The sequence below is a fragment of the Pseudomonas sp. B21-040 genome (assembly GCF_024748695.1).
Taxonomy (GTDB): domain Bacteria; phylum Pseudomonadota; class Gammaproteobacteria; order Pseudomonadales; family Pseudomonadaceae; genus Aquipseudomonas.
In genome coordinates this window covers 3,912,020-3,928,822 of sequence record NZ_CP087176.1, presented here as the reverse complement: position 1 = coordinate 3,928,822, position 16,803 = coordinate 3,912,020, and the positions used below count along the sequence as shown (strand labels likewise).

The window sequence follows — 16,803 nt, the reverse complement described above, 5'->3', positions numbered from 1 at the left end:
TGTTCTCGAAAAGGGCAGGATCAAGACGCCGCCGGTTGCAGGCGACCGGTCGAACGGCGATACAGATACAGCGTTGCGCCCAAGGCGCAGAGTGCGGCGAAACTCATCCAGTAACCCGGCGCGGCCTTGTCGCCGGTGTACTGAATCAGAAACGTCGACATCGCCGGCGTGAAACCACCAAACACTGCTGTTGCCAGGCTGTAAGCCAGAGAGAAGCCGGCAACTCGAACCTCACTCGGCATGATTTCGGTGAGCGCGGGGATCATTGCGCCGTTGTACAAGCCGTAAATGAACGACAGCCATAACAGCACCAGCAACATGTGCATGAAGCTCGGTGCGTTCACCAGATAGGTCAGCGCCGGATACGCGGTGGCAAGGGTCAGCAGAGCCATGGCAATCAATACCGGACGCCGGCCTATACGGTCGGACAACGCGCCCCCGATCGGCAGCCAGATGAAATTCGAGACACCCACCAGCAAGGTCACCAACAATGCATCGGATGTGCTGAGGTGCAGCACGGTTTTGCCAAAGGTCGGTGCATAGACCGTGATCAGGTAGAACGCAGTGGTGGTCAGCGCGACCATCATCATCCCGGCGAACACGATGACCCAGTTCTGTGCCAGGGTACGGAACACATCAGCCATGCTTGGCCGGTGTTTGCGCGCAGCGAATTCCTCGGTTTCTTCCAGGTTGCGCCGAAGGAAAAAAATGAACGGCACGATCATGCAGCCGACGAAAAACGGAATCCGCCAGCCCCAGTCGGCGATCATCGCGGGCGCCATCCATTGGTTGAGCCCATAGCCCAGCGCCGCCGCAACGATGATTGCTACCTGCTGGCTGCCAGACTGCCAACTGGTGAAAAAGCCCTTGTTGCCGGGGGTGGCGATCTCGGAGAGGTACACCGACACACCACCCATTTCCGCTCCGGCCGAGAAGCCTTGAAGCAATCGGCCAATCAGCACGATGGCAGGTGCGAATAACCCGATGGTTTCGTAGCCGGGCACCAACACAATCAGAATCGTGCCGCTCGCCATGATCGACAGTGTGACAATCAACCCTTTGCGCCGGCCCACGTCATCGATGTACGCACCCAGTACGACGGCTCCCAGTGGGCGCATCAGAAAGCCTGCACCAAACACGGCGAAGGTCATCATCAAGGACGCGAACTCGCTGCTGGCGGGGAAGAACACCGCAGCGATCTGTGTGGCGTAAAAGCCGAAAAGGAAGAAGTCGAACTGTTCGAGGAAGTTGCCCGAGGTGACCCGGAAAATCGCACTGGCGCGGGAGCGCCCGGTCGGGATTGATGTTGTCATTGACGTGTACTCCACCGCTTTTATGACGTGCCCGCCTGGACGCGGAGCACGGTTCTTATTGGGGCGGATAGTGGAGCAGGAAGATCGATATGATAAGTGCATTGTTGGCATGCATTGATGCGCCAAACGGATCAATGCACTTGCGGGCGGTGCCGCTACAGATGGGCCTCGATGTGAGTAAACGCTTGCGTCACGTAGCCTTCTTTCTCACCCACGGGCGCGAAATAGTGCAGTACCTCGTGCGCCGTTTCAGTGCCCTTCAAACGTGCCAGCAACCACGCGACAAGGTACTGCGCCGACAAACACCCCCCCGCCGTGGCGACATTGCCATTGGCATAAAACGCCTGATTGACCACATTGACCCCGGCCGCCTGCACCCACGGTTTGCTGATGGAATCGGTGCACGCGGGGGCGTCGCCAAGCAGCCCGAGTTTTGCCAACAGAAAAGTGCCAGAACACTGCGCAGCCAGTAGCTGGCGGCTTGGGTCGAAGCGCAGTTGGTCCATGATCGTCGAATCCTCGGCCACTTCCCGGGTCTTCCTGCCACTGCCGACCAGCACCGCATCCGCCTGACAGGCCTCGGCCAGATCAATGTGCGCGTCGATGGTCAAACCATTCATCGACGTGACCCGCGATGTCGGCGAGGCAATGCTCACGTGCCAGTCCTTGTCGCCCAGCAGCGAAACCCGGCTGAGCATGCCGTAAGCAATCAGGGAGTCGAGTTCGTTGAAACCGTCGAAAGTCAGAATGGCGATGTGCATGGCGGTTGATCCCGGGTGTTTTTACGCAGCCTACGCCGACCCGGGGCGCAACTCCCGGTACAGTGCGGGACAGAATCATCGAAACAGTCAGGCCTGAAAGCGTTGAAGCGATTGTGGGCGCCATTCCAGTGAGGCATTTAGTCACCAGCAACAATTTGCCATGGAAGGCTATTTGAAATCGTCCGCCGTTCCAGTGAGGCTTTGGGTCGAATTTATTGACTGGATGTCAGGAGCCGCTCGTTGGAAAAGAAACCGCTTTACCGCAAGGAGAATACCCGCACGTGGGGCGTTCGGTGCAACGACCAAACCGGTGCCTACCGTCACCAACGAAACACCAAGGCTGAAGTTCTGAGTGACGCGTCACGGGGTTCGATGCACGGAACTCGCCGTTACGGGTTCGATTACACGCCTTTGTTTCGGTTTCTGTTGTCCCGCGTCGGCAAGCAATGGAATGAGGTTTTCAGTGAGGCGGTAGCCCGCCTCGACAGGCATGAACCGGTGTTCTGGATGGTTGCCCTGCGTGAAAGCGAAAGGCAGGAGACAGTTCGTCTGGGAGAGTCGAGCTATTTCAGTGGCCTATATGTCGACGACCAAGGGGATTTGCAGATCGTTAACCCGAAGCTGACGGCACAAGGCATGAAGGCGAAGTGTCAATGCTGCACCCACACGTTCAACGGCATTCTTTTTGGCCAGCGCCAAGACTGATCGGGTCATTCCACCCGGCTGTGACTGTCTATCTGATCGCCCAACCGATACTGATTATTGCCACTGCGCTTGGCTTCATACATCGCCAGGTCCGCAATATGAATCAACCGGTCCATGCTCTGTGCATGGTCCGGAAACACCGCGACGCCCAGGCTGGTGCCGATGTGGCGCTGATCGTTGCCGATGGTGATCGGTGGTGACAGTTCGACGAAGATTTTCTGAGAGATAGTGCGGGCTTCTTCCTGCAGGCAGATGTTTTTGGACAAGCCTTGAAGGATGACCACGAACTCGTCACCGCCAATGCGGGCGACGGTGTCGGTTGAGCGCAAGATCGTCTTCAAACGTGTGGCGGTGGTGATCAGGACGCGGTCGCCGGCGGCATGACCGTAGTGGTCGTTGATCGCCTTGAAACCATTGAGGTCGACAAACACCAGCGCAATCCGGGTGGCGCTGATGCGTGCTTGTTCCAGCGCTTCGGACAAGCGTTCTTCGAGCACCAGGCGATTGGGCAGGCCAGTCAATGGGTCGTAGTGAGCCAGGTGTTGCAGGTAACTGGCGGAGGCTTTTTCCTCGGTGATGTCGCGCACTACACCCATCATTTTGATGGTGGCGTCGTGGTCGTTCTTGACCACATTGCCGGTTTCTCGCAGCCAGTGAATGCTGCCGTCGGGCCAGACCACGCGGTATTCTTCGTCATGGTTTTCGCCGGTTTCCACGCAGCGCAACTCCCCGGCACGCACGCTGGCCCGGTCCTCCGGGTGTACGCAGGAACAAAACAGGGCGTAGGAGGGCGTCACTTCGCCGATCTTGAAGCCGAACATGCCGTAGATCGCATCCGACCAGTAAAGTTTTTCGGTGTCGACGTCCCAGTCCCAGGTGCCAATGCGGGCGAAATATTGGCTGCGCTTGAAGCGTTCGACATCGCCATCCTGGCGCACAGAAGGGCCCTGGGACAGGCTGGCGATCAGCGTCCGGCATTCGGCCAATTGCTTTTTCAGCGAACGTTCCCGATGGATCATCGCGATGAGCAGGGCAAGCAGGACTGAGCCGATGGCTGCGCTGGTCCAGAGCGGATTCATTCAGGGATCGCCATCATTGGGGTGTTAAACCGAGGAGGATTAGGTGTTTATGTTAGTTCACCCGGTCACCGGGTTACAGTCGCTTTCTTTGCAGCCAGCGCTAGACTTGATTGGCACGCCCTCAGCTTCGTGATCGTCCGCCTGCTGGAGATCATCTGCATGTCTCAGGTCAGTACTTCGCGGTCGAGGCGAAGCAGAAGGAAGGCAAGAAAGTCGTGGAAATGTTGTCTCACCCCGATAAAGGCGCCTGAGCAGTTGCCAGCCGGGTGATTTTCTGGGAAAACCACGCCCCTCGAATTCCGCCAACAGATGAAACATCGTCATGAATGAAGAACTGCAAATCATCGACCTCCAGCCAGGCGACGGCAAAGCCGCTGTCAAAGGCGCGCTGATCACCACCCAATACCGTGGCTGGCTGGAAGACGGCACTGAATTCGACTCTTCCTACAGCCGTGGCAAACCTTTCCAGTGCGTGATCGGCACCGGTCGGGTTATCAAGGGCTGGGACCAGGGGATCATGGGCATGCAGGTGGGCGGCAAGCGCAAATTGCTGGTGCCGGCGCATCTAGGCTATGGCGAGCGTTCGATGGGGGCGATCACGCCGAATTCGAATTTGATTTTCGAGATTGAATTGCTGGAAGTGCTGACGCGGGATGATTGACTGGCATTGGGGTTGAATCGGCGTCGGTGGGTACGTTTGGAAAACCTACTCCCGCAGCCCGATGAAGAGGTCCAATTCAGTCGGTAGCTGCTCATTGAGCGCTATTGCGATTTGTTGGACCTGCCCGGCCGTCAGTAAACAGTCCCCGTCCTCGCTTTGATCAAGATTCTTCCAGCCCAGTACACACAGTATCGCGACTTCTGACTCAGGCGGAACGGTCAGTTCGTATTTTAGAAAGTCACCTGCCTGATCATCTTTTAAAAATCCGCTTATCCAAAAAAAATGAAGGGCGTCCTGAATGGTTTTCGGGTGGTCGTGGCTGTTACAGGCAGGGTGCCCGTCGACGGATGTCGGGCTTTGAACCAAAGGTGTCTCTGTTTTACGAGCCATTAGCGTTCTTGTCTCATCCTTTAAAAACGATGTGAACGCTATATCAATGGGCATTTGATAGATGTAGGAGAGTTCTGAGATTGCGGCCGTTGTTTCAATGGCTCACCCCTGAAACGCCTCCCTATACGCATACAACCCCGGCGCACCACCCGTCATCACAAACAGCACATTGTCCCCGCGCTGGAAGCGCCCGTCCCGGAGATCGGTCACTAGCCCGGCAAACGCTTTGCCGGAATACACCGGGTCGAGCAACAGGCCTTCTGCGCGAGCCATCAAGTGCACCGCCTCGCGCATGGCCGGCGTCGGGAGGCCGTAGCCATCGCCCAACTGACTGCCGTCGATGACAATATCTGAAGCCTGAACAGTGGCGCTGCTGCCCAGCAATGCCAGTATTTCCTGAGTCAGTTGCAGGGTTCGGGCCGCCGAAGTTTCTCTGTCTGATAAAACCGAGTAGGACTTCACCAGCGAGGCACTTCGATCCAGTAGCTCAAACCCGGCCGCGAGCCCGGCGTGGGTGCCGGCGCTGCCGTTCGGCACCACGACCTGGTTGAAGGCCAGGCCGAGTTCGGTTTCCTGTTGCGCGATCTCCGCCGCGCAGCGCGCATAGCCAAGGCTGCCCAGTGGTGTCGAACCACCCGTAGGAATCACCAGCACCTTGCGTCCGGAACCCCGAAGGTGTTCGGCACGATTCTCGGCTTCGGCGAGTGAATTGCTGCCGCCGGCAAGCACGCGGAGGGTGGCGCCGAATAATTGGTCGAGCAGGATGTTGCCGTTAAGTTCGTAGTCCACTTCTGTTTTGGGCACTGAACGGGTGAGGATCAGTTCGCAGGCGATGCCGAGGCGGGCGCATGCCGCGGCGGTCAGGCGCGCATGATTGGATTGAAGGCCGCCGATGGTGAAGACCGTGTCGACCCCTGCTGCCAGCGCTGCACCGAGATGAAATTCGAGTTTGCGCAGCTTGTTGCCGCCACCGCCAATCAGCATGTGGTCATCGCGTTTGACGAACAGGCCGATGCCTCGGGCCTTCAAACCCAACTGCTGTTCAAGGCGTTCAGCGCGCTGGATTGGCGTCGGGCCTTGCAAAAGGTCGGTCCGGGCAAAAGAACTCAGAGACGTGTCCAGTAGGGTTTGCATCAATGGCGCCTCGCGGGTTTTGTTGCGGTGACTCTAGGGAGAAAGCCACTCTCGATAAACGCATCGCAGGTAATTACTCCTTTAACCTGATGTAATTAATGCAAGGTAAGGTCAGAGGATTTTTCTGATCGATTTGGATAGGCTATGGCGCGTCGTATCACCAACGCAATGGCATGGGAGGGCGCGTGTCGCCAATCAACGAATACGCGGCTGTTCAGTTGCTGGACGAGGCTTATCGGCACTGGACCGGCCAGGGGCTGCCGGCCCCTGAATCACTGACCGGGCCGGAACGCTTGCATTGGTTGCACGAGCACGCGCCTTACAGCCTGTTAGCCCATGGCACTGAAGGCGATCCCCGTTTCTTCTACGCCAATGAACAGACGCTGGCCTGTTTCAAATACGATCGCGAGCAGTTCCTTGGCATGCCGTCACGGTTCAGCGCTTCGCCGTTGGACCGAGCCATGCGCCAGTCACTGCTGGAACAGGTCACGGCGAACGGAATTGCTCATGGCTATAGCGGCTGGCGGGTGGACAGGGACGGCCATGCCTTCATGATTTACGAAGGCAAGGTCTGGACCCTGATCGATCAGCACGGCGAGCATCGGGGGCAGGCGGCATTGTTCTGGCCGGATGCAGAGTGTGTCGGGTCGTTAATGGATTGACAGGTCTCATGGCGCGTCACGAAACACCGGAACCCGGCCATTCAGCGAAGGCCGATACGCCCAGGCAAACTGCTCCAGCGCAGGTCGATGCGCCAGAATCTCCCGCAGCGTCGCACTGGCAATCCCCAACGCCAATACGTGCCCCGGACAATGATGCCTTCCGGCGCCGAAGGTAAAACTGCGACGCTGCGGGCGATCCACCAGAAAGACGTCCGCACGATCATTGAGCTGCGGATCGCGATTGGCCGACGCCAACAGCAGAAGAATCACATCGCCCGAATCAAGGCTTACCCCCTCGATTTCACACGGCGCGGCGACAAACCGGCGAGTGTTCTGTACCGACGGGTCAAAACGCTGGGTTTCGGCAATCACATCTTCTGCGCGTGCCTCCAGTAGCAATGGATGTCGAATCACTGCCAATAGCGCATTACCGATCAGTCCTGCAGTGGCATCAAACGTCTGGGAAAACAATCCGATCAGATTGGCAAACAGCGTTTCGGGGTCACCCGTAAAGCGCCCGCGAATCCCGGCGAGCAGCGGGCTCTTGTTATCCGCATCGTCGAGAAGCTCAATCAAGTAACCCCGTAAATGTTCGGCGGCAGCCTGTGCGGCATTGAGTTGCGCCTGATCGCTGAGCGGTGACAGGCACGCAACAAACTCCGCCGTCAGCTCGCTGATCGCCCGACCCTGAGCCGGCGTGAATCCCAGCAACGCCGCCACTACGCACACCGGCCCGCGAAACATGGCGTTGTATAACCCATCGGCGTGCGGCGTGATCAACCGCGCGGCCACTAGCGAATTGACTTCATCCACATCAATCAGCGCTAACCCAGGCTCAATCGCCGACCTCGGACAGCGCTGCCGTTCGCCTTCATTCATGCGCATCAATTGCCCGAATACCTTGCCCGCCATACCACCGGCAATCGCCTTGGGCACCGGTTCTTGCGCCGGTCGGACATGACAATCGGGATGCGCCAGTACAGCGGCAACGGCTCGGGCAGTGCTGGCTACCCACATATTCAGTCGTTCGTGAAAAACCAGCCCGCCTTGTGCACGTAATTGCGCGTAATAGGGATAAGGGTCGGCATGAGTCGCAGCGATGATCGGGTCCATGGGCCACAGCCTTGTTCGTGGTGGGGAAAGTGTTGCTACTATCTCCAGTCCGAAAAGCCCTTGATTCGTCCGGGAGCGAAATATGAACGTAGAACAACACGACATTGGCGTTTCTCAGGTCGCGGCAGCCATCGCGGAGCCGGCCCGGACGAAAATCCTCTGTTCGCTGATGGACGGCCACGCACGCACCAGCACCGAGCTGGCGGCGATTGCCGAAGTCAGCGCCTCTACCGCCAGCGCGCACTTGGCCAAACTCAAGGAACTGGCGCTGGTGCGGCTGCACGTGCAGGGCCGCCATCGCTATTACAGCCTGGCGGACAAGCGTGTGGCCCAGGCACTGGAAGCATTGATGGTGATTGGCCAGAACACTGCGCCGACGTTCAACTCGCGCACGCCGGATCGGCTGCAATTTGCCCGCACCTGTTACGACCACATGGCGGGGACGTTGGCGGTGTTGCTGCATGACCGGATGCTGGAGAAAGGCTGGTTGCTGGAAACCGATGAGCAGGCCTATCGGCTGAGCGACAGTGGCGAGGTGCTGTTCGAAGGATTGGGGATCGAGGTCAAGGACCTGAACACCTTGCGTCGTCGTTTCGCTTGCCCATGCCTGGATTGGAGCATGCGCCGGCCGCATCTGGGCGGCTCATTGGGTGCAGCGTTGCTGCAAACCGCGATCCAGCGCAAATGGGTGACGCAGGATCTGGACAGCCGGGCGTTGACGTTGACAGCGGTGGGGCGCAAGGCACTGAGTACGCGGTTTGACCTGATGTTACCGCCCTCAAGCGGATCGCCCGCTCCTGTTTATGAAACATCTCATGAAGTTGCTGTAAGACACTGATATATAAAAATATTAATAAGGTACAGATGAAAAAAAGCCCGGTCATCCAATGGATGGCCGGGCTTTTTTACTCAAGCGTACTGCAACGTCAGATCAAACCTTGACGATCCAGCCCGCCGGCGCTTCGATGTCGCCAGTCTGCACACCGGTCAGCTCTTTGTAGAGCTTCTGGGTGACCGGGCCGACTTCGGTTTCACTGTGGAACACGTGCAGGTGATCGTTGTAGCTGATGCCGCCGATCGGGGTGATCACGGCAGCAGTACCGCAAGCGCCGGCTTCTTTGAAGTCCGAGAGCTTGTCGATGAACACGTCGCCTTCGATCACTTCCAGGCCCAGACGCGATTTGGCCAGCTCGATCAACGACAGGCGGGTGATGCCTGGCAGTACCGACGGCGAGTTCGGGGTGACGAACTTGTTGTCGTGGGTGATCCCGAAGAAGTTGGCCGAACCGACTTCCTCGATTTTGGTGTGGGTCATCGGGTCCAGGTAGATGCAGTCGGCGTAGTGCGCTTTCTTGGCCTGGGAGCCTGGCATCAGGCTGGCGGCGTAGTTGCCACCGACCTTGGCCGCGCCGGTGCCTTGTGGGGCTGCACGGTCGAAGCTGGAGATCAGGAAGTTGTGCGGGGTCAGGCCGCCCTTGAAGTAGGCACCAACCGGAATGGCGAAGATCGAGAAGATGAACTCGGGCGCGGTACGCACGCCGATGTTGTCACCCACGCCGATCACGAACGGACGCAGGTACAGCGCGCCGCCGGTGCCGTAAGGCGGGATGAAACGTTCGTTGGCGCGGACCACGGCCTTGCACGCTTCGATGAACTGTTCGGTTTCGACGAACGGCATCAGCAGACGTGCACAGCTGCGCTGCATGCGCAGGGCATTCTGGTCCGGGCGGAACAGGTTGATCGAACCGTCCTTGCAACGATAGGCCTTCATGCCTTCGAAGCATTGCTGGCCATAGTGAAGGGCGGTGGAGCCTTCGCTGATGTGCAGCACGTTGTCTTCGGTCAGGGTGCCTTTGTCCCACTCGCCATTGCGCCAGTACGACAAGAAACGCTTGTCTGTCTTGATGTAGTCAAAACCCAGCTTGTCCCAATTAATGCTTTCGTTACCCATGACACCCTCTATCACTGAACAACCGTCGAAACGGTTCAAGGCTTCTGACGTTTTTTGGATGGGGACAACAATACTTCATTCCGGACCCATTTCGCAGCCTGCAATTCGATCTCTGCGACCATCGATACGTCCCGGTGTAGCAGCTGTCGAGCCCCGCGAGGCAGCGTCCGGCGACGAAGTCGTCGTAATCCGGCTGGCTCGGTGTGCCTGACAGCACTGGGTCGCAGGTCTTGCGACGACTTCGTCGCCGGCCGCTGCCTCGCGGGGCTCGTCAGCTGCTACAAGGTATTGCGTACGGTTTTACAGGTGCAGCGCGTGGCCAAGGGCTCGCAACGCTGCTTCCTGCACGGCCTCGCCCAAGGTCGGATGCGCGTGGATGGTGCCGCCGATGTCTTCCAGGCGCGCGCCCATTTCCAGGCTCTGGGCGAAGGCCGTGGACAGCTCGGAAACCCCGACGCCCACCGCTTGCCAGCCGACAATCACATGATTGTCCCGACGAGCGACCACCCGCACGAAGCCGCTTTTCGATTCCAGCGTCATCGCCCGGCCATTGGCCGCGAACGGGAAGCTCGAAACGATGCAGTCCAGACCCGCCGCCTTGACCTCGTCCGGGGTCTGGCCGACCACCACCAGTTCCGGGTCGGTAAAGCACACGGCGGCAATGGCGGTAGGGTTGAACTCGCGGGTTTTACCGCTGATCAGTTCAGCCACCATCTCGCCCTGAGCCATGGCCCGGTGCGCGAGCATTGGTTCGCCGCTCAGGTCACCGATGGCGTACACGTTGCGCATGCTGGTCTGGCAGCGGTTGTCGATCTTGATCGCCGAGCCGTTCATGTCCAGGTTCAGCGCTTCGAGGTTCCAGCCCTGGGTGTTCGGTTTGCGACCCACGGCGACCAGCACCTGATCGGTTTCCAGGTTCAGGGTGTCGCCGTTTGGATCAAGAACTTTAAGAGAATTGTTCGAAGAATCAAAGCCTTGAACGCTATGCTTCAAGTAAAGCTTCACGCCGAGTTTTTTCAGTTCGTCGTGTACCGGCTGAGTCAGTTCAGCGTCGTAAGCCGGCAGGATCCGCTCCTGTGCCTCGACTACGCAGACGTCGGCGCCGAGCTTGCGATAGGCAATCCCCAGTTCCAGACCGATGTAGCCGCCACCGACCACGGTCAGTCGCTTGGGCACGGACGTCGGCGCCAGGGCTTCGGTGGAGGAGATGATCGGACCGCCAATCGGCAGCATCGGCAGGTTCACGCTTTTCGAACCGGTGGCCAGCACCAGGTGCTCGCACTGAATGCGCGTGTCGCCAACCTCGACGGTTTTACCATCGATCACCTTGGCCCAGCCTTGAATGACCTGGACCTTGTTCTTTTTCAGCAGCGCCGCGACGCCAGTGGTCAGGCGATCAACGATGCCGTCCTTCCACTCGACGCTCTTGCTGATGTCGAGGGTTGGTGCCGAAACGCTGATGCCCAAGGCTGAATGCTGGCTGTGGTGTTGCGTCTGGTGAAACTGCTCAGCGACGTGGATCAGCGCTTTCGACGGGATGCAGCCGATATTCAGGCATGTACCGCCCAGCGATTCACCTTCCACCAGAATGGTCGGGATGCCCAACTGACCGGCTCGGATCGCGGTCACATAACCGCCGGGGCCGCCGCCGATGATCAGCAGTGTGGTGTTCAGAGATTGCATGCCTTACTCCACAAACAGGGTAGCGGGTTGTTCGAGCAAGCCGCGAACGGCCTGGATGAATTGCGCCGCGTCCATGCCGTCGACCACACGGTGATCGAAGGAACTGGAGAGGTTCATCATCTTGCGGATCACGATCTGGCCTTTGACGACCATTGGGCGCTCGACGATTTTGTTGACGCCGACAATCGCCACTTCCGGCAGGTTCAACACCGGGGTGCTGACAATGCCGCCCAACGCACCGAGGCTGGTCAGGGTGATGCTCGAACCGGACAGTTCATCACGGCTGGCCTTGCCATTGCGTGCGGCGGTGGCCAAACGGGAGATTTCAGTCGCGCTGTCCCACAGGCTGCGGGCTTCGGCATGACGCACCACCGGCACCATCAAGCCGATGTCGGCCTGGGTGGCGATGCCCACATGCACCGCGCCGAGGCGGGTGATGACTTGGGCTTCGTCGTCATAACGGGCGTTGATCTGCGGGAAATCACGCAGGGCAACGACCAGGGCACGGACCAGGAACGGCAGCAAGGTCAGCTTGCCGCGAGTCGCACCGTGTTTTTCGTTCAGGTGCGCGCGCAATTCTTCGACGGCGGTGACGTCGATTTCTTCAACATAACTGAAGTGTGCTGCACGCTGGGTGGCGTCCTGCATGCGCTGGGCGATCTTGCGGCGCATGCCGATGACCGGGATTTGTTCTTCGTCGTTACGCTGGGCGTAAGCAGAGGGCACGGTCGATGCATTCGACTGACCCTGCGCCAGATAGGCGTCGAGGTCTTCGTGCAGCACGCGACCGGCAGGGCCGCTGCCACGCAGCAGACGCAATTGAATGCCGAGGTCCAGCGCGTGTTTGCGCACGGCCGGGGAGGCCAGCGGGCGTTCGTCGGCCTCGCGTGCCACCATTGGGGCCTGGCAGGCAGCCACTCGCGGCGCTGCGGCAGCGACGGGTTTGCTGGCGATAACGGGTTCAACTTTAGGGGCTGCAACCGGTGCTTCTTTAACAGGGGCTGGCTGGGACGACTCTTTAACGTTGCCCGCGCCTTCCACTTCGATGCTGATCAGGATGCTGCCAACCGCCATGACTTCGCCAGGCACACCGCCCAGCGCAATCACCTTGCCGTGGACGGGGGAAGGGATGTCGACCATCGCCTTGTCGGTCATCACATCGGCCAGTACCTGATCTTCGACGACCAGATCGCCGACCTTGACGTGCCACTGTGACAATTCAACTTCTGCAATGCCTTCACCAATGTCCGGCATTTTAATAACGTGCGTGCCCATTCAGACCTCCATAACCCGATGCAAAGCCGCGCCCACACGGGACGGACCAGGGAAATACGCCCACTCTTGTGCGTGCGGGTAGGGGGTGTCCCAACCGGTGACGCGTTCGATAGGCGCTTCCAGGTAGTGGAAGCAATGCTCTTGCACCAGGGCGACCAGTTCGGCGCCGAAGCCGCAGGTGCGGGTCGCTTCGTGAACGACTACGCAGCGTCCGGTTTTCTTCACCGATTTGACGATGGTCTCCAGGTCCAGCGGCCAAAGGCTGCGCAGGTCGATGACTTCAGCGTCGATGCCGGTTTCTTCAGCGGCCACTTGCGAGACGTAAACGGTGGTGCCGTAGGTCAGGATGGTCACGTCCTTGCCCGGACGGGCGATGGCGGCGACGTCCAGCGGCACGGTGTAGTAGCCGTCCGGCACTTGTGCGGCCGGGTGTTTCGACCATGGGGTAACCGGGCGGTCGTGGTGGCCGTCGAACGGGCCGTTGTACAGGCGTTTTGGCTCAAGGAAGATCACCGGGTCATCGTTTTCGATGGAGGCAATCAGCAAGCCCTTGGCGTCGTATGGGTTGGACGGCATGACCGTGCGCAGACCGCACACCTGAGTGAACATCGCCTCGATGCTCTGGCTGTGGGTCTGGCCGCCGTAGATACCGCCGCCGCAAGGCATGCGCAGGGTCATCGGTGCGGTGAACTCACCGGCCGAGCGATAGCGCAGGCGGGCGGCTTCGGAAATGATCTGGTCCGATGCCGGGTACACGTAGTCGGCGAACTGAATCTCGGCCACCGGGCGCAGGCCATAGGCGCCCATGCCCACGGCGACACCGACGATGCCGCTTTCGGAGATCGGCGCGTCGAACACCCGGGAAGTGCCGTACTTGTTCTGCAAACCTTCGGTGCAACGGAACACGCCACCGAAGTAACCGACGTCCTGGCCGAAGACCACGACGTTGTCGTCACGCTCAAGCATCACATCCATGGCCGAGCGCAGGGCCTGGATCATGGTCATGGTGGTCGTGGTCATGGCAGTTTCCGGCTTGATATTGTTGTTGTGGTCGTTCATGTCAGATCCCCAACTCTTGACGCTGGCGCTTCAAGTGCTCCGGCATCTCTTTGTAGACGTCTTCGAACATGGTCGCGGCGCTTGGAATCTGGCCACCGGCGAGGGTGCCGTACTGTTCGGCTTCTTTCTGCGCGGCGATGACCTGGGCTTCCAGTTCGGCGCTGACGGCGGTGTGTTCCTCTTCGGACCAGTGACCGATCTTGATCAGGTGCTGCTTGAGGCGGGCAATCGGGTCGCCCAGCGGGAAGTAGCTCCAGTCGTCGGCAGGACGGTACTTGGACGGGTCATCGGAGGTGGAGTGGGGGCCGGCGCGGTAGGTGACCCATTCGATCATGGTCGGGCCGAGGTTGCGGCGGGCGCGTTCGGCGGCCCAGGCAGACGCCGCATAGACTGCGACGAAATCGTTGCCATCAACCCGCAGGGAGGCAATGCCACAACCGACGCCACGACCGGCGAACGTGGTGGCTTCACCACCGGCAATCGCCTGGAAGGTGGAGATCGCCCACTGGTTGTTGACCACGTTGAGGATCACCGGCGCACGGTACACGTGGGCGAAGGTGAGGGCGGTGTGGAAGTCTGATTCAGCGGTGGCGCCGTCACCGATCCAGGCCGAAGCGATTTTGGTGTCGCCCTTGATCGCCGAGGCCATGCCCCAGCCCACACCCTGTACGAATTGGGTGGCGAGGTTGCCGGAAATGGTGAAGAAACCGAAGTCTTTGACCGAATACATGATCGGCAGCTGACGGCCCTTGAGCGGATCGCGCTCGTTGGACAGCAGTTGGCAGATCAGGTCCACCAGCGGCACGTCTCGCGCCATCAGGATGCTTTGCTGGCGGTACGTCGGGAAGCACATGTCATCAACGTTCAGCGCCAGGGCCTGGCCGCTGCCGATGGCTTCTTCGCCGAGGCTCTGCATGTAGAACGACATTTTTTTCTGACGCTGGGCGACCACCATGCGGTTGTCATAGATCCGCGTCTTGAGCATGGCACGCATGCCCTTTCGCAGGATCTCGACCGGTACGCCTTCAGCCCACGGACCGAGGGCATTGCCCTGGTCGTCGAGCACGCGAATGAGCCCTTTGGCCAGGTCGGCGGTGTCGGCGGGTTCGACGTCGATGGAAGGTTTGCGCACCGTGCCGGCGTCGGTCAGACGCAGGTAGGAGAAGTCGGTTTTGCAGCCAGGACGGCCCGATGGTTCGGGAACGTGCAGTTGCAGCGGTTCGTACGCTTGGTTCATGGCTTCTACGCTCGATCTTGTGAATTTCTTGTAGTGAGCTGACCGTCATTCTTCTGTGGAAGAAATCTTGTCCTACAACAATCATAGGCCCGGCGAAGAAGAATATTTATCTCTGTTTCGTTGCACTGGAGATCATTTGGGGATAAAAAATCTGCATATACAAAAAAAACAGGTGGTTTTGTCTCATGCGCAAATTGGACCGTACTGATATCGGCATTCTCAACAGCCTTCAGGAGAATGCGCGCATCACCAACGCCGACCTCGCACGCTCGGTCAACTTGTCGCCGACACCGTGCTTCAACCGGGTCAAGGCGATGGAAGAACTGGGCTTGATTCGTGAGCAAGTGACGCTACTGGATGCCGATCTGCTTGGGCTGCACGTCAATGTGTTCATTCACGTGAGCCTGGAGAAGCAGGTGGAAGAAGCGTTGCAGCATTTTGAGGAGGCGATCTCGGATCGCCCGGAAGTGATGGAGTGCTATTTGATGGCTGGCGACCCGGACTATTTGATCCGGGTGCTGGTGCCTACCATTCAGTCGCTGGAGCGCTTCATGATGGATTTCCTGACCAAAGTCCCTGGCGTTGCGAACATCCGTTCAAGCTTCGCCCTCAAGCAAGTGCGCTACAAAACCGCACTGCCATTGCCGGCCAACGGCCTGACCCTTTCGAGCTGACCCCGTCCCCGTAGCAGCTGACGAGCCACGCGAGGCAGCGTCCGGCGGCGCAGCCGTCGCAAACCTGGCCATCGAGTTTTGTCAGGTAAACCGCAGACGCAGCCTCGCGGTGCTCGACAGCTGCTACGAAGGGTGGGGAGTCAGCGTGGAAGTAATCGAACGTCAGAGTTTATTGATGGGGATTTTCAGGTACGTCACGCCATTGTCCTCAGGCGGCGGCAGATTCCCGGCCCGCACATTCACCTGAATCGCCGGCAGCAGAAGGTTCGGCATGCCCAACCCGGCGTCGCGGCGCGTGCGCATTTCAACGAAGGCGGTCTCATCAATGCCGTCATGCACGTGAATGTTGCTTTTACGCTGTTCGCCGACCGTGGTCATGCACTGGGATTCGCGGCCTTCGGGCGGGTAATCGTGACAGATGTAAAGACGCACGCTGGCCGGAAACGCCAGTAATTTCTGGATCGAGGTAAACAACTGATTCGCGTTGCCGCCGGGAAAGTCGCAACGCGCGGTGCCCACATCCGGCATGAACAGGGTGTCGCCCACCAGAATCACATCGCCGTCGACCAGGTAAGCCATGTCCGCCGGCGTGTGGCCGGGTACGTGCAGGGCGGTGGCCTTGAGGTTGCCGATCATGAACGACTCATCCGGTGCGAACAGATGATCGAACTGCGAGCCGTCAATGCGAAATTCCGGCTCCAGGTTGAACAGGTTTTTGAACACGCCCTGAACCAGGCTGATCGACTGGCCAATCGCAATGTTGCCGCCCAGCTCGCGGCGCAGGTAAGGCGCGGCAGACAAGTGATCGGCATGGGCGTGGGTTTCCAGCAGCCATTGCACCTGCAAATGATGTTCACGAGCAAAGGCGATGATCTTGTCGGGTTGGGTGGTCGCGGTCCGCCCGGCCGCCGGGTCGTAATCGAGCACCGGGTCGACGATGGCGCAGTGGCCGCCATCGGTTTCATAAATCACGTAGCTATAGGTCGACGAGGCGGGGTCGAGGAAGGCTTTGATCAGGGCAGGCATGGTGAGCGTTTCTTACTGGGCGAGTGCTGAGGGTAGATTCATTTTCCCCGCATTGGCCAGCCCGGATTAATTCAAATGAT

The 16,803-nt window shown here is 59.2% G+C and carries 17 protein-coding genes; 5 read left to right on the top strand and 12 right to left on the bottom strand.

Annotated features, from left to right (window positions below; translation table 11 throughout):
- Nucleotides 1–20 precede the first annotated feature (20 nt).
- Nucleotides 21–1,313: an MFS transporter gene (locus LOY55_RS17975; RefSeq protein WP_223525165.1), complete on the bottom strand. Its 1,293-nt coding sequence runs from the start codon at nucleotides 1,311–1,313 to the stop codon at nucleotides 21–23.
- Between the two features lie 155 nt (nucleotides 1,314–1,468).
- Nucleotides 1,469–2,074 carry a DJ-1/PfpI family protein gene (locus LOY55_RS17970; protein WP_258666065.1) on the bottom strand — a complete coding sequence of 202 codons (606 nt, stop codon included), beginning with the start codon at nucleotides 2,072–2,074 and terminating at the stop codon, nucleotides 1,469–1,471.
- A gap of 240 nt (nucleotides 2,075–2,314) precedes the next feature.
- On the opposite strand from LOY55_RS17970, the gene LOY55_RS17965 reads away from it, so the two are divergent.
- On the top strand, nucleotides 2,315–2,779 hold the full coding sequence (locus tag LOY55_RS17965) for a hypothetical protein (RefSeq protein WP_109786162.1): 465 nt from the start codon (nucleotides 2,315–2,317) through the stop codon (nucleotides 2,777–2,779).
- Between the two features lie 5 nt (nucleotides 2,780–2,784).
- Here LOY55_RS17965 and LOY55_RS17960 read toward each other — a convergent pair whose 3' ends face one another.
- On the bottom strand, nucleotides 2,785–3,858 hold the full coding sequence (locus LOY55_RS17960) for a sensor domain-containing diguanylate cyclase (RefSeq protein WP_223525167.1): 1,074 nt from the start codon (nucleotides 3,856–3,858) through the stop codon (nucleotides 2,785–2,787).
- Nucleotides 3,859–4,180: 322 nt separating this feature from the next.
- Between LOY55_RS17960 and LOY55_RS17955 the strand changes: the two genes are divergently transcribed.
- Nucleotides 4,181–4,519 carry an FKBP-type peptidyl-prolyl cis-trans isomerase gene (locus LOY55_RS17955; protein WP_258666061.1) on the top strand — a complete coding sequence of 113 codons (339 nt, stop codon included), beginning with the start codon at nucleotides 4,181–4,183 and terminating at the stop codon, nucleotides 4,517–4,519.
- Nucleotides 4,520–4,564: 45 nt separating this feature from the next.
- On the opposite strand, the gene LOY55_RS17950 is transcribed toward LOY55_RS17955, so the two are convergent.
- Nucleotides 4,565–4,909 (bottom strand): pyocin S6 family toxin immunity protein, encoded by a 345-nt coding sequence (locus LOY55_RS17950; RefSeq protein ID WP_309475387.1) that lies wholly within the window; start codon nucleotides 4,907–4,909, stop codon nucleotides 4,565–4,567.
- A gap of 102 nt (nucleotides 4,910–5,011) precedes the next feature.
- Nucleotides 5,012–6,043, bottom strand: a complete 1,032-nt coding sequence (locus LOY55_RS17945; protein WP_258666059.1) for a D-cysteine desulfhydrase family protein — start codon at nucleotides 6,041–6,043, stop codon at nucleotides 5,012–5,014.
- A 185-nt stretch (nucleotides 6,044–6,228) separates the two neighbouring features.
- On the opposite strand from LOY55_RS17945, the gene LOY55_RS17940 reads away from it, so the two are divergent.
- Entirely contained in the window at nucleotides 6,229–6,705 is a 477-nt protein-coding gene (locus LOY55_RS17940; RefSeq protein WP_256594773.1) for an MEKHLA domain-containing protein, read from the top strand.
- A gap of 6 nt (nucleotides 6,706–6,711) precedes the next feature.
- Here the strand turns inward: LOY55_RS17940 and LOY55_RS17935 are convergent, their stop codons facing one another.
- Complete coding sequence (locus LOY55_RS17935) at nucleotides 6,712–7,818, bottom strand: cytochrome P450 (protein ID WP_109786157.1); 1,107 nt, start codon at nucleotides 7,816–7,818, stop codon at nucleotides 6,712–6,714.
- Nucleotides 7,819–7,900: 82 nt separating this feature from the next.
- On the opposite strand from LOY55_RS17935, the gene LOY55_RS17930 reads away from it, so the two are divergent.
- Nucleotides 7,901–8,656 (top strand): helix-turn-helix transcriptional regulator, encoded by a 756-nt coding sequence (locus tag LOY55_RS17930; protein ID WP_046031444.1) that lies wholly within the window; start codon nucleotides 7,901–7,903, stop codon nucleotides 8,654–8,656.
- A gap of 93 nt (nucleotides 8,657–8,749) precedes the next feature.
- On the opposite strand, the gene LOY55_RS17925 is transcribed toward LOY55_RS17930, so the two are convergent.
- From LOY55_RS17925 to LOY55_RS17905, 5 genes are all read right to left on the bottom strand, one after another.
- Nucleotides 8,750–9,769, bottom strand: a complete 1,020-nt coding sequence (locus tag LOY55_RS17925) for a branched-chain amino acid aminotransferase (protein WP_007948490.1) — start codon at nucleotides 9,767–9,769, stop codon at nucleotides 8,750–8,752.
- 300 nt (nucleotides 9,770–10,069) lie between these two features.
- Nucleotides 10,070–11,452: a dihydrolipoyl dehydrogenase gene (lpdA, locus tag LOY55_RS17920; protein ID WP_258666052.1), complete on the bottom strand. Its 1,383-nt coding sequence runs from the start codon at nucleotides 11,450–11,452 to the stop codon at nucleotides 10,070–10,072.
- A gap of 3 nt (nucleotides 11,453–11,455) precedes the next feature.
- Nucleotides 11,456–12,727 (bottom strand): dihydrolipoamide acetyltransferase family protein, encoded by a 1,272-nt coding sequence (locus LOY55_RS17915; protein WP_258666050.1) that lies wholly within the window; start codon nucleotides 12,725–12,727, stop codon nucleotides 11,456–11,458.
- Nucleotides 12,728–13,786: an alpha-ketoacid dehydrogenase subunit beta gene (locus LOY55_RS17910; RefSeq protein WP_046031441.1), complete on the bottom strand. Its 1,059-nt coding sequence runs from the start codon at nucleotides 13,784–13,786 to the stop codon at nucleotides 12,728–12,730.
- A gap of 1 nt (nucleotide 13,787) precedes the next feature.
- A complete protein-coding gene (locus tag LOY55_RS17905) occupies nucleotides 13,788–15,023 on the bottom strand; it encodes a 3-methyl-2-oxobutanoate dehydrogenase (2-methylpropanoyl-transferring) subunit alpha (RefSeq protein ID WP_046031440.1) in 1,236 nt (411 codons plus the stop codon).
- Nucleotides 15,024–15,208: 185 nt separating this feature from the next.
- On the opposite strand from LOY55_RS17905, the gene bkdR reads away from it, so the two are divergent.
- Nucleotides 15,209–15,697, top strand: a complete 489-nt coding sequence (gene bkdR / locus LOY55_RS17900) for a Bkd operon transcriptional regulator BkdR (RefSeq protein WP_027923281.1) — start codon at nucleotides 15,209–15,211, stop codon at nucleotides 15,695–15,697.
- Nucleotides 15,698–15,859: 162 nt separating this feature from the next.
- Here bkdR and LOY55_RS17895 read toward each other — a convergent pair whose 3' ends face one another.
- Complete coding sequence (locus LOY55_RS17895; RefSeq protein ID WP_258666045.1) at nucleotides 15,860–16,723, bottom strand: MBL fold metallo-hydrolase; 864 nt, start codon at nucleotides 16,721–16,723, stop codon at nucleotides 15,860–15,862.
- Nucleotides 16,724–16,803: the final 80 nt, after the last annotated feature.